The sequence below is a fragment of the Sphingomonas sp. Leaf242 genome, from assembly GCF_001422045.1.
In the GTDB taxonomy this organism is placed as follows: domain Bacteria; phylum Pseudomonadota; class Alphaproteobacteria; order Sphingomonadales; family Sphingomonadaceae; genus Sphingomonas.
Map to the genome: position 1 here is coordinate 37,925 of NZ_LMLW01000007.1, position 12,196 is coordinate 50,120.

Below are 12,196 nucleotides of genomic sequence, written 5' to 3' on the forward strand. Positions count from 1 at the left end.
GAGGATGGCCTTTCGCGCATTCGACCGGCAAAGAGACGTCGAACACAGCCCGGCAAGGGCATCGGATAGGACGGGCCATGTGGATACGGCCATCTCTCATGTCGTTGTTGGCGGCGGTGGTACCGCGGGCTGGCTTAATGCCTGGCAGATCGCCGTAGCCGCACGGCCGGCGGCGGCGCTTTCGATCACGGTGACCGTGGTGGATTTGCTCAACGAATCGACGGTCGGCGTGGGCAACCCGGTATACGTTGCCCGTGACGCTGGATCGCATCGGCTTAGACATCGGCGAGGCCGAATTCTTGCTCGTCTGCACTGATTTTTTCTATGGCGTACGAAATGTTCCGGTCGCGAGTTAACTATATATTCTGTACGGCATGGGCGGGCACCTTCCCGAGGCGGAACCTTTGAAGCCGGGTACGTCGCTGGGATCGCGCAGCCTACGCGCGGTCGGACCAGCCCGCTTCCTAAGTTCAACGCGTATCTCGACGCTTGCCGGATGACCTATCGACCGACCGCTCTGGAGCAGCTTTCCTGATGGCCAACCACGTTATCCTCACCAGCGAGGAGCACCGTACGCTACGCATTTCCACGGCGCGCAGCGCTCAGCTGGGCGATGCGGTAATGTCGTCGCTTGTCGTGCCGAACGAATTTCGCCGAGTGCAGAACGACTATCCGATCCTGTTTCGGCTCACCCCGCAGCGCGATCGGTTCCAGGCGTTGGCGATGTTTGGGTTCGAACCGGGCGAGAATCTGTTCCTCGACGGCAATCGCTGGGACGCGCCCTATCGCCCCCTTGCGATGCAGATCCAGCCCTTCCTGATCGGTCACCCTGCCGTCGAAGGCGGTGACAAGCAGATCCATATCGATCTCGACAGTCCACGCGTCGCGACCGACTGTGAGAGCGTGCGCGTGTTCGACGACCTCGGGCGTCCGACACCGTACCTGGAAGCGGTCGCCGAGCAGATGGGCGAACTTGACGCTGGCTGGCAGCAGACCGATGGCTTCTTTGCAGCGCTGACCCGCTATGATCTGCTTGAACCGCTAACGCTTGAGATCACTCTGGACGACGGCTCGACCAACCGGCTGGTTGGCTATCACGGCATCGCGGAGGAACGTCTTCACCAACTCGACGCGGGCGTGCTTGCCGCGTTGCATGCAGACGGTCACCTGCTGCCGGTGTTCATGGCGATGGCCTCTCTTGCGAACGTGACCAAACTGATCGCGCGTAAGAACCAGCAGGTCGCAGCGCATGGCTGAGGCCGATCCTAACATCTTTGCAGAGCTCACGCAGGTGCCGGAGATCAAAGTCGTGAATCCGGCTGATCTTGACGCACGGCTGCGGGATGCGACGACGCCGTTCGTCGTCCGCGGGCTGGTCAAGGACTGGCCGCTCGTCGCAGCAGGCTGCCGATCTTCGCGCGACGCCCGCGCGTATCTGCTGCAGCATCACCGCGATCTCGCCTTCACTGTCTCGGTCGGCGAGCAGGGCAGCGACGGGCGGCTGTTCTACGATGCAGCGATGGCGATGAACTTTCGCACGCTGCGCGCATCGTTGCCCGACATCTTTCAGCGGATTGAATCGATCGAGGGGCAGGCGGGTGCACCACCGGTTTATCTTGCGTCGATCGACATGCACCAGTTCTTCGCCGGGCTGTACGAAGCGAACCACGTCGATCTCTGCGACCGGACCTGCCTCGCAAGCATCTGGATCGGCACTAAGACGCGGATCGCGGCGCATAACGACCTGCCCAACAATCTCGCCTGTGTGGCGGCGGGGCGGCGGCGATTCACATTGTTCCCGCGAGAACAGTTCCGCAACTTGTATCTGGGGCCAATCGATAACACGCCGGCCGGACGCGCGATCAGCATGGTCGATTTTCACGCGCCCGATCTGGAGCGCCATCCGCGTTTCCCCGATGCTTTGGCGCACGCGCAGGTCACCGAATTGGAGGCGGGCGATGCACTCTACATACCCGCAATGTGGTGGCACCATGTCGAGGGGCTGGCGGACTTCAATATCCTGGTGAATTACTGGTGGCGCGAGACGCCGCGCTGGTTGGGCTCGCCACAGCATGCGCTCAACCATGCGCTGCTTGCGATCCGCGACCTGCCCGAGGACGAGAAGGCGCATTGGCGCGATCTGTTCGACTATTACGTGTTCGCCAACACCGACGGCGTGACCGCCCATATCCCTAAGGAGGGTCGCAGCGTTCTGGCCCCGCTTGATCCGGAAAGCGCAGGGCGCCTCCGTGCGTTCTTACTCAGGAATCTCAGCCAATGACCATCACACCACGTCGGATCGTCGTTGCGGGAGGCGGCACCGCAGGCTGGATGGCCGCCGCCGCGATCGCACGGACAATGGGCGGCACGGCGGCGGTGACGCTTATCGAATCCGATGCGATCGGCACCGTCGGCGTCGGCGAGTCCACCATCCCGCCGCTCGTCACCTATAATCGGTTGCTTGGGATCGGCGAGGCCGACTTCATGCGAGCGACGCAGGCGACGTTCAAGCTCGGCATCCTGTTCGACGGCTGGAAGAACGGCAGCGATCGCTATTTCCACTCGTTCGGAACCACGGGTAAGGACCATTGGTCCGCGGGCTTCCAGCATTTCTGGCTGAACGGTCGGACGCGCGGCCATGACCAGTCCTACGACGCCTATTGTCTGGAACTTGCCGCGGCAATGGACGGCAAGTTCGCGCACCTGCCTGACGAGGGCATGAACTATGCGTATCAGCTCGATTCGACGCTCTACGGGAAGTTCCTGCGGGGGATGGCTGAGGCTGACGGCACGACCCGCATCGAGGGGCGTATCGCGCGTGTCGAACTCAATGCTGAAAGCGGCGACGTGGCGGCGCTTCATCTCGAGTCCGGAGCCGTCGTCGAGGGCGATCTGTTCCTCGACTGCACGGGCTTCCGCGCGCTGCTGATCGAGCAGGCGCTGCATGCCGGTTTCGACGACTGGACGCACTGGCTGCCCTGCGACTCCGCCATCGCGGTGCAGACCGAGAACGTCCGCCCGCCGGTGCCCTACACGCGCGCAATGGCGCATGATGCGGGCTGGCAATGGCGTATCCCGCTCCAGCACCGCACCGGCAACGGTATCGTCTGGTGTAGCCGCTATCTGGACCGCGACGCGGCACTCGAACGGCTCCTCGGCAACCTTGAGGGCGAGGTGCTGACCGAGCCCAATCACATCCGCTTCGTGACCGGTGCACGGCGTCGGCAGTGGCATCGCAACGTGATCGCGATCGGCCTCTCGGGCGGGTTCATGGAGCCGCTCGAGTCGACGAGCATTCACCTTATCCAGCGTGCGATCCTGCGGTTGATCCGGATGATGCCGCAGGGGGCGATCTCGCCGCGCGACGTCGCCGAGTTCAACGACCAGCAGTTCGCCGACATGGAGCAGATCCGCGATTTCCTGATCCTGCACTACAAGGCGACCGACCGGCGCGGCTCGCCATTCTGGCGGCAGTGTGCGGCGATGCCGATCCCCGACAGCCTGGCGCAGAAGATCGAGCTGTTCCGCGAAACCGGCCGCGTGTTCCGCCGCAACGAGGAACTGTTCGCGGAAAACAGCTGGGTTCAGGTAATGATGGGGCAGGGCATCGTTCCGCGCGCGCATCATCCGATCGCTGACAAGCTGGGCGACGAGGAACTGACCCGCTTCCTATCGACGCTGAGGGAAAATGTCTTGCGGACCGTTGCGGGATTGCCCCGCCACGCCGACTATGTCGCGCACTACTGTGGCGGCTGACGGCGTGGCACGTCGACGACAGGCCGTGACGATCCGTCACGTCGCGGCGGATGCAGGCGTGTCGCTGCAGACCGTCAGTCGCGTGATCAACCGGGAGACGGGTGTCCGGCCTAAGATGATCGCGCGGGTGCAAGCGGCTATCGACCGCCTTGGCTATGTACCGTCGATTGCAGCACAACGAATGCGCGGGTCACGCTCCTACCTGATCGTCGCTCTCAACGACCGGGAGCGGACGATCGCGGACTGGCAAGCACGTCAGGGAACCGACTGGATCGACCAGATGCTGCTCGGCAGCATGCTGACCTGCGCCGAACACGGCTATCGGATGATCGTCGAACTGGTCGATACCCACAGCGACCATGTCGTCCGCGAACTGATGGCGGCGATCGCCGCACTCCAGCCTGACGGCGTGCTGCTCACCCCGCCGCATTCGGAAAACCCGTTGATCATCCGGCTGCTCGAGGCGCAGCATATCAGCTTCGCGCGGATCGGCTCGGTGCATGAGGGTGCGGGCTTTGCGCTGACAATGGATGACGAGCGCGCCGCTCGCCTCGCAACCGAGCATCTGCTTGAGTTGGGCCACCAGCGGATCGGTTTTATCGCGGGTCCGACCGACTATGCGTTAAGCGACTGGCGCGTGACCGGTTGGCGGGAGGCGATGGCGACGGCGGGGCTCGACGTCGAAGGCCTGCTCGCGCGTGGCGATTTCGGTTACGCGTCGGGACGTGCGGCGGCGATCGCGCTGTTCGATACGGCCGATCCACCGACCTCGATCATCGCCAGCAACGACCAAATGGCGCTTGCCACGCTAGAAACCTGCCGCGAGCGGGGAATTGCTATCCCAGACGATCTGTCGCTCGTCAGTTTCGACAACACGCCGATCGTGCGATTTACGCACCCGCCACTGACCGCAATCGATCAGCCGATTGCGGAAGTGGCCGCACGAGCGGTGGAGCTAATAATAGCGGACATTACCGGTGCGGCGGTACCGGAACAACCGATCGTTATTCCAGCGAAACTCGTGCTTCGCCAATCGACCGCTCGATGCCAATCAGCATCTGAAGCTAATGAACCCCTGATCGAATATTGAGATGAACGAACGGCCGGTTTTGAGATGGCTGACGACGGCTTTAAGCGGCCGTAATTGGGTCCTCAGGACATCGCTGCTCGCTGTCGCAAATGTGCATCGTATCCGCTTCTTTTCAGAACGGACATTTGCGACAGTCCGATGATCGCATTTTGGTCAGCCGTCGGCACGGTCACAGCTGTCGCGAAACTTAGGACATGCGCGACAAGGCCATGGCGGCTCACCCCAAATCGACATTCAGAATCATTGTACCGCTCCTAAGGAAACAGCCGATCGTTCAGCCGTGCTATGCTATTGCGTTTGAGCAAAATCGCGCAGGAGCCTTGGGGTATCGGGTTGTGTCCGACGTGGTGATCCGCAACAAGAGCGGTAGTCGAAAGGGAGTGGCGGATGGCGGACGATGCGGTTTACGACGTCAACGAGGGGACGTTGCCGCTCGACGTCCCAGGAACTTGGGAAGATCAGACGATCCACGTGCTGCGCCTTCCGGGCGACGGTCGGGCGACGGCGAGTCTGGTCATTACACGCGAGATCCTACCGGTAGGCATGGAGGTAGGTGGCTACATGCAGTCGGAGATCGTCCGGTTGCAGGCCACATTGCCAGGTTTTGAGCTGCACGGTCGAGTGCCGGTAGCGTGGGTAGACGTGACCGGAGAGGCGCTGCTCACGCGCTGGCAATCGTCAGAAGGGCAGATGGACCAAATTCTTACATGTCGGCGAACGCATGGGCGGCGGTTACTGATATTCACGGCGACACATCCCACACCGTTTCCGACGCCAGCCTATGACGCGCTGATGGCAGCGATTGCGGGGTTCGTACCGCGCGAGCGGCTGGCACCAGAAGCTACTGCCCGCTAGCAATGAGCGACGAACCGACCCCGCCAGCCGCCCGGCTCCATGACCCGGTGGCGCACAGCCATGCGTTAGGCGGGTTTGTAGCAGGTGCACTGGTCGGGCTGGCAGCGGCGGCGGGCGTCGCGATCGTCGTCGGCATGGCGGCAACCGCGATCGCAGCGGAGGTCGCGACGGCAGGGTTGGCGACGCCGCTGGTTGCAGGCGTAGCCGTGACGGTCGGCGAGTTCGCGATCAACGCGGTGGTCGGCGGCAAGCTCATGGGGCTAGCAGAGGATGCGGGCGAGGCGCTGGGTTCGTCGTCGATGGGCGCGCCTTCGGGCGAGATCAGCCAAGGCTCACCGAATGTCTTCATCAACGGACTACCCGCCGCGCGGGCGACCGATCTCGAAAGCTGCGACGCGGGTAAGATCGCGCAAGGGTCGGCCACGGTGTTCATCAACGGTCTGCACGCAGCGCGCATGGGCGACAAGGTGTCGTGCGGCGCAGTGATTGTCGGCGGATCGGGCACCGTGTTCATCGGTGGCGGCACGGTCACGGTGTTGCCGATCCAGTCTGAGGTGCCCGAATGGGCCCGATGGGCGGCGGTGGTGGTCGGGATACTGCCCGCGCTTGGCGGCGCAGCACGTGCGATCGGGCCGGCGCTTGCCGAAGTCGAGGCAACCGGATTGGTTCGCGCGGCGCAGACTGGCGTCAAGGCGCTCGGACGGCAGATGGAGGCGCGGGCGGGGGGGGCAAGGCCATCACGTCCCTTCCAGAACGAGCCGATGGTCCCGCCCAAGGCTCAGGTGAAAACTTCCGATTTCGAAGCGAAGCGGCCAGGCGGATTGGATATGAACAATCTTTCGCCCGCTGACGATATGGCTCAACGTCGTCTCGCACGGGGCGGGTGGGATGGCGACACGCAGAAACAGGTTTTGAACTCCGGCGACGGCTTCGGCGCGGTCGACGGCAGGTCGGGGGACAACATGTACGGCTTCAGCTCCAAGGGTTTCGACAAGACGGCCGACAGCCCCTATTGGATGGACGAGTCGACCTATCGCTACATGCAATCGCGTTATCAGGATCCCGCGACGGGTACGTTCAATAGCGCCGGCATCAAGAACGAGCTGGCGCTGCCGTGCTACAATCGGGCCGATGCGGTTTACCGCGGCCAGTTGACGCAGGATCAGACGATGGTCGCATCGACGATCAATCCTGCCACCGAAAGCGTTACTTACATTGGCAGGGATGGCGTGGAACTGACCAAGTTCGAGCGGACGATGGCGGGGGGCGGCATCCAGATCGCGCCTGCCAAAGGTTCAGTCGGCAATATCGAGGAGTATTTTGGACCATGATCGAGATCACACCGGCCATCATGGGACCTGGCATAGAGGAAGAATATGCCGACGCATTGGCGGCGATCGGGGACCTGCGCCGCGCACTGGGCGACCGGCCGCTGACCAACGACACGCCCGACGGGCGCGTGCTGCTGGAAGTCGCGTGGATCGAACAGGAGATCGGCCGTCGGCGGTTACCGATCCCGGTCGAAGCGAGCTACGCTGGAACGATCTACTATCTGGTCGGCTCGCACGAGCTTTTGCATGTTCCGGGGGTTCTGAACCCCGCTGGGATCACGGACGCTCTGGGTCGTCTTTATCGAGTGTTGCAAGGTATCGGCCTAGTCAAACCGCGCCATGTGCCGGTGCTGATCGCGATGATCGACGACCTGTGTGCCGATGCCGACACCGTTCGCGACCGGCTTAACGCCCAGGAACAAGAAGTGATCGACGATATCAGGGCGCAAGGCGTGCTGCTGAAGCGCGGCGAATGGCCCCCGCACCGGCGGCCACAAGATCAGTTTTTCCGTTATGACACGCCCAATCTTGACAGCCTGGTTATGAATTTCGGTAATCGCGTTCGCGGGATCTCCTTTCCGCTCTTTGATGGGTGGCGCCCTTATCCCGCGAAGAAGCCACCGCTGGCCGCACCCGTTCCGGGGCTTTCGCAGAAGGCACCGCCCTTGCCGCCGGAACTAGAAGGCAAACTTCCTTAAAGTCCGCGGTTGCCGGATCAACCAAATGGCAGCGCCAGCGCCGAACGCGCTGAACGAGGCGGCCATTAAAGGCGTGAGGGAGATTTTTCGGCTATTGCCTAGCCGACCGTGGCAAAGCCGATCGAAGTCTCGATGATCGGAGCACATCGCGCTCTCAAAGGTTCAGTCGGCAATATATTGGAGTATTTTGGACCATGATCGAGATCACGCCGGCCATCATGGGACCTGGCATCGAGGAAGAATATGCCGACGCATTGGCAGCGATCGCGGACCTGCGTCGCGCGCTGGGCGACCGGCAGCTGACCAACGACACGCCCGACGGGCGCGTGCTGCTTGAAGTCGGGTGGATCGAACAGGAGATCCGTCGCCAGCGGTTACCGATCCCGGTCGATGCGAGCTACGCCGGAACGATCTACTATCTGGTCGGCTCGAACGAGCTTCTGCATGTATCGGGTGTTCTGGACCCTGCTGGGATCAAGAACGCCCTGGGTCGTCTTTATCGAGTGTTGCAAGGTATCGGCCTAGTCAAACCGCGCCATGTGCCGGTGCTGATCGCGATGATCGACGATCTGTGTGGTGATGCCGACAAGGTTCGCGACCGGCTTAACGCCGAAGAACGAGAAGTGATCGACGACATCAGGGCACAAGGCGTACTGCTGAAGCGTGGCGAATGGCCCCCGTATCGGCAACCACAGGATCGCTTTTTCCGATACGAGGCACCGAACCTCAACTCTCTTGACCTGAACTTTGGCAACCGCGCAGCTGGTATCTCTGCATCGTTATTCGATGGCTGGCGCCCTTATCCCTCCAAGAAGCCACCGCTGGCCGCACCCGTTCCAGGCCTTTACAGAAGGCACCGCCCTTGCCGGCGGAACTTGACGGCAGACTTCCCTAAGCTTTGAGATAGCCGGTTCGACCGAGCGGCCTTCCCTACCCAGTCGAGCGCGTCAGCCAGTTATGCAATTACATCTGTCCAGATCCGCATCTTCACTAAGCTGTTGATGCGACCAATTAGGCGCTGCCCGCCAGAAACAGCCGGACCGCTTTACGCCCACGTTCGGCCATCCGGCTGTCGCAAAAGTGGGGACATTAGAAACGTCCGAAACTCAGGAGATTTGCGACAGGAACGGAGGCCTTCGGCGGGTCAACCGCCTATCTGCGCCGGTATCCAACCAGCCAATCGGAGCAATATCGAAACATGAACGAGCGTCCGGTTTCAAGCGGCGCCACGCGCTGCGTGAACGTCCACTTGTGGGTCAATCTGCATGGCTCCCACCGACGGCGATAACTCCATCCTGATATGCGGGCCGTGCCCTAATCGCGATCGTACCGCGATCGGCATCATAAAGAACGTCATAGGCAAAATACGTGAGGAGACCCGATCGGATCCGCATGCCTTCCACTCGCGGATCGGCGACGGCATTGAACCTTGATGCCTGCATCCTGCGGCCCACGGTGAAACGGACGCCCATTGCCTCCGTATCAGCGCTGCCACCGAAAGTTAGCCGAGCAGCCGTGCCCTCGGTCCAGCCGTTATCGGCATGGTGGTTGACGAGTTCGATTCCCGGGGCGCCGCTATCGATCAATGTCGGCGCGCAGACGGGCTTTCCGTCGTTGCGCTGTAAACACGCACGCACTGCGTCATTCGATCGCGTTCGACGCGCGTCCGCCAAAAGAAGTGGCGTAAAACCGACGATCTGTTGCTCGCTCGGATTGAGGATTAGTCTCCCGATAGGCGTCTCGCCTGGCCTGGGTAGTTCGACGATCCACCGGTGGGCGCCAATCTCTCGAAATGGGTTTGGCAAGTCGGCGCTTGCCAAACCAACACCGAGTATGGCGCGAAACCCCTCGCCGGCGAGGCCATTGCCCTGAATACCGAACTGGCGGCGATCGACGTGTGAAGCAGGGCAATCGGGACGAGCAGCACTGCATCCGATTGCATGAATATCTTGCCAGCGAGCGCTTTCGTGGAGGTCACCGACCGAAACTTCTGTGCGGACCACGGGGCCCTCAAGGGTGGTGCCGACGCCATAGCCGTATCTTTGTACCGGTCCAACTTCCTTCGTGGTGGCAGAATCTATAACGCCTGGGAGTACGCGCAGCCCAACCGAGCCGGTATCGAGACCGGCGTCGATCGGATGCCCATCGACTTTGATCGTTATCGCGTAGCGTCGCGTCCCGTCAGACAGATCGACCTCGCGGATGGGAACCTGAACGGGAGCCGATTGGGTTTGGGCACCGCCCGGAAGAGCTGCAACCTGGGTGCCGACTGCAAGGCAAATCATGACGAGCGATGTTTTATGTCGAATCATGGGGCGATCCTTTGCGCTGTATCGTCCTTCTATCAGCAATCACGACGTAAGCGATCGTGCCGGCAGCGGCAGAGCTAAGGTGTGCGGCTCCCCGTACGTGAGCATCGGGGGCGTGAATCAGACTGCATGAATGAGCGTATAGACAGGGATAGCCGGGGAGGGCGCCGAACGAACGTATCTGGTTGTGCCGGGCAAAAAGTGCGTGATACCGTTGTTGCGCCTCCTGATATGAATGCTCGATCGACGAGGGAGGCTATGCTGGAGATGATCCCGTCATCGTTTACCAACGAAGTGGCGACACGTAACAACAGGAGTCGAGCCATGGTCAAAACGTGTGCCACGGCCGCCTTCCTGTTTGGTTTGGCCACCGCGAGCGGTGCGGACGGCGCCGACCGATCAATAGCTACTGTCGCGCTTTCCGGCCCTTTTGCCACGCAGACGCCGTGGCGCTTGACGGTGACGCAAAGCGGGCATGCCGGTGTATCCGGCACCGGAGATCCCGAACCTGGCGTGGTTATGCCGTGCCTCTGGCATGCGGGTTCTTTGACCTGCGATCCCGCCCTAAACGTTCGCCTTGACCCCAATAAGCAGATGAGTGACTTCGACCAACCGCATTACCTGCGTATGGCGCGCGTCGCGTATCGACAGGCGGGCGATCGGGAGCCGCTGCTGATTGTCGTTCTGGCCAGCATTCACGCGGGTAACGGTGGTCAACTCGTCGGCACCCAGGCTCTTGCCTATCACCGAGATACCGACCGTTTCGTTCGTCTGTTTACGCATAGCACCGGCACCAACAACAATCAGGAGGTACGCTTCATCCAAGCGGGGCTGCTGCGCGGCGCCTTCGTCACAGTCGAGCCGACCACCGACGCGCCTTTCGGCTACTGGGTCACAGTCGCACGATCGAGCGACCCGACTGCGCCGTACCGTACCGTGCTGCGCTATCGCAGCGCGACAGGCTATAACGACGGCAACGCGCTGCCGGTGATCGATTCAGAAATGCCGCAAATACTGCAGCGCCTTTCGTTGTGGCGACCCGGGCAGCCGCTGCCGCTACCAGCGTCTGGCTGCTCGAAACCGACGCTCAAGAACGGCGCGTTGTGGTGTATGTAATCATCAGTCGCCGAACAGCACTTCCAGCCTGCTCACTTTCTCGATCAACGATCGAAAAACGGGAAAGCTATCCTCTACCCTTTGGTAAGTGCTGCACATCGCCGGGCACCACGATCCAATGGTGCATCGTCTGCTCCCATACCGATCGAACGGGTGATCGCAGAGCAGCATCGGGGATCGTCCCGACCGCGACGCCTATCAAATCTGGGTGCTTGCCGGCGCGCGCATAGACGGTAGAACCGCATGTCGCGCAGAAGAACGTCTCGAACGTATTACCCTCACTGGTGGGCCGCTCTTAGCATCACGCGTCTCCAACGATGGTCAGTTGATCAGCGGGATAGAAGGCCATCAACCCTCAACGCGATCCGGTGCGCCGTTGGCAGGCGATGCAATGACATGGCACCACGACGGAGTTGGGGCCGGGAAGTTCAACCTTTAGCTGACCGCACTGGCACTCTGCTTTCATGAACGTCTCCGTCGAAAGACGATAGAAGCATTCAGCTTTCCCCACAAACAAGCTCTGGCGCCGTTTGACCGGTTTCCTTCCGGGACCGAAAACTTTAAAACGGCCATTCCGCTTCCGCCCGTTACCGCCGATTGGGAAATGCCCTGCATTGCTTGATAGTGAACGTTCGTTTTGCCGATTGGATGACTTTATGAAACAGTATTTCAATGAGCGTTGGTTCAAGATTACCTCGCCCAATCCTTTCGTCACTTTTGTCGTTGTCGGTCGAGATCAGCTCGGCTGGAAGATGGATGTCCACGGTTCAAGTGATCAAGCATGGCCAAATGGCGACACTTACCAAGATACTTTTGACGAGCTTGTTCCGTTCCTCGCCGGATATGTCGATGCTTCGAGTCTATGGTCGGACTTTGATACGGGCGAGACGCTGCACGTGTGGGACGCGCTATTGGGCGTGAACGGCCGAATCAAATAGCTGCTATGAGGCCGATCGTCGGCCTGTCATTCGAGGTATGAAGCGTGCGGTCAGCGCGCCTACCAGTATTGCACCGAGAATGATGCAATCGTGCCGATTTAAC

Annotated in this window: 12 protein-coding genes and 1 pseudogene; 11 read left to right on the top strand and 2 right to left on the bottom strand. The window is 61.2% G+C overall.

Annotation, left to right across the window (positions count from 1 at the left end):
• Positions 1-79 precede the first annotated feature (79 nt).
• The 9 genes from ASF09_RS20150 (at position 80) to ASF09_RS04780 (ending at position 8,632) form a co-directional block, all read left to right on the top strand.
• Positions 80-316 (top strand): hypothetical protein, encoded by a 237-nt coding sequence (locus ASF09_RS20150; RefSeq protein ID WP_156359217.1) that lies wholly within the window; start codon positions 80-82, stop codon positions 314-316.
• 218 nt (positions 317-534) lie between these two features.
• The gene (locus ASF09_RS04745) at positions 535-1,257 is read left to right on the top strand and encodes a SapC family protein (RefSeq protein ID WP_060525172.1); all 723 of its coding nucleotides are present in this window, start codon (positions 535-537) and stop codon (positions 1,255-1,257) included.
• A complete protein-coding gene (locus ASF09_RS04750; protein ID WP_060525173.1) occupies positions 1,250-2,281 on the top strand; it encodes a cupin-like domain-containing protein in 1,032 nt (343 codons plus the stop codon). Before ASF09_RS04745 ends, ASF09_RS04750 begins: the two co-directional genes overlap by 8 nt.
• Positions 2,278-3,756 carry a tryptophan halogenase family protein gene (locus ASF09_RS04755; RefSeq protein WP_060525174.1) on the top strand — a complete coding sequence of 493 codons (1,479 nt, stop codon included), beginning with the start codon at positions 2,278-2,280 and terminating at the stop codon, positions 3,754-3,756. The genes ASF09_RS04750 and ASF09_RS04755 overlap by 4 nt, the downstream gene beginning before the upstream one ends.
• 4 nt (positions 3,757-3,760) lie before the next feature.
• Positions 3,761-4,846, top strand: coding sequence for a LacI family DNA-binding transcriptional regulator (locus ASF09_RS04760; protein ID WP_235529624.1), 1,086 nt, complete (start codon positions 3,761-3,763; stop codon positions 4,844-4,846).
• Between the two features lie 387 nt (positions 4,847-5,233).
• On the top strand, positions 5,234-5,701 hold the full coding sequence (locus ASF09_RS04765) for a DcrB-related protein (protein ID WP_060525176.1): 468 nt from the start codon (positions 5,234-5,236) through the stop codon (positions 5,699-5,701).
• A 2-nt stretch (positions 5,702-5,703) separates the two neighbouring features.
• On the top strand, positions 5,704-7,032 hold the full coding sequence (locus ASF09_RS04770) for a PAAR domain-containing protein (protein WP_060525177.1): 1,329 nt from the start codon (positions 5,704-5,706) through the stop codon (positions 7,030-7,032).
• Positions 7,029-7,730 carry a hypothetical protein gene (locus tag ASF09_RS04775; protein WP_060525178.1) on the top strand — a complete coding sequence of 234 codons (702 nt, stop codon included), beginning with the start codon at positions 7,029-7,031 and terminating at the stop codon, positions 7,728-7,730. Before ASF09_RS04770 ends, ASF09_RS04775 begins: the two co-directional genes overlap by 4 nt.
• A gap of 194 nt (positions 7,731-7,924) precedes the next feature.
• Positions 7,925-8,632, top strand: coding sequence for a hypothetical protein (locus ASF09_RS04780; protein ID WP_060525179.1), 708 nt, complete (start codon positions 7,925-7,927; stop codon positions 8,630-8,632).
• A 354-nt stretch (positions 8,633-8,986) separates the two neighbouring features.
• Here the strand turns inward: ASF09_RS04780 and ASF09_RS20155 are convergent, their stop codons facing one another.
• Positions 8,987-10,042, bottom strand: a complete 1,056-nt coding sequence (locus ASF09_RS20155; protein WP_156359218.1) for a hypothetical protein — start codon at positions 10,040-10,042, stop codon at positions 8,987-8,989.
• A 255-nt stretch (positions 10,043-10,297) separates the two neighbouring features.
• Between ASF09_RS20155 and ASF09_RS20160 the strand changes: the two genes are divergently transcribed.
• Complete coding sequence (locus ASF09_RS20160) at positions 10,298-11,155, top strand: hypothetical protein (protein ID WP_156359219.1); 858 nt, start codon at positions 10,298-10,300, stop codon at positions 11,153-11,155.
• Positions 11,156-11,222: 67 nt separating this feature from the next.
• Here ASF09_RS20160 and ASF09_RS21190 read toward each other — a convergent pair.
• Positions 11,223-11,621: pseudogene (locus ASF09_RS21190) on the bottom strand (GFA family protein).
• 190 nt (positions 11,622-11,811) lie between these two features.
• Between ASF09_RS21190 and ASF09_RS04800 the strand changes: the two are divergent.
• Entirely contained in the window at positions 11,812-12,093 is a 282-nt protein-coding gene (locus tag ASF09_RS04800; RefSeq protein WP_156359220.1) for a hypothetical protein, read from the top strand.
• The last annotated feature ends 103 nt before the right edge of the window (positions 12,094-12,196 follow it).

Excerpts from the sequence above, each read along its gene's own strand:
- ASF09_RS04745 (WP_060525172.1), top strand. The coding sequence starts at position 535 with ATGGCCAACCACGTTATCCTCACCAGCGAGGAGCACCGTACGCTACGC.
- ASF09_RS04750 (WP_060525173.1), top strand. The coding sequence starts at position 1,250 with ATGGCTGAGGCCGATCCTAACATCTTTGCAGAGCTCACGCAGGTGCCG.
- ASF09_RS04755 (WP_060525174.1), top strand. The coding sequence starts at position 2,278 with ATGACCATCACACCACGTCGGATCGTCGTTGCGGGAGGCGGCACCGCA.
- ASF09_RS04765 (WP_060525176.1), top strand. The coding sequence starts at position 5,234 with ATGGCGGACGATGCGGTTTACGACGTCAACGAGGGGACGTTGCCGCTC.
- ASF09_RS04770 (WP_060525177.1), top strand. The coding sequence starts at position 5,704 with ATGAGCGACGAACCGACCCCGCCAGCCGCCCGGCTCCATGACCCGGTG.
- ASF09_RS04775 (WP_060525178.1), top strand. The coding sequence starts at position 7,029 with ATGATCGAGATCACACCGGCCATCATGGGACCTGGCATAGAGGAAGAA.
- ASF09_RS04780 (WP_060525179.1), top strand. The coding sequence starts at position 7,925 with ATGATCGAGATCACGCCGGCCATCATGGGACCTGGCATCGAGGAAGAA.
- ASF09_RS20155 (WP_156359218.1), bottom strand. The coding sequence starts at position 10,042 with ATGATTCGACATAAAACATCGCTCGTCATGATTTGCCTTGCAGTCGGC.
- ASF09_RS20160 (WP_156359219.1), top strand. The coding sequence starts at position 10,298 with ATGCTGGAGATGATCCCGTCATCGTTTACCAACGAAGTGGCGACACGT.
- ASF09_RS04800 (WP_156359220.1), top strand. The coding sequence starts at position 11,812 with ATGAAACAGTATTTCAATGAGCGTTGGTTCAAGATTACCTCGCCCAAT.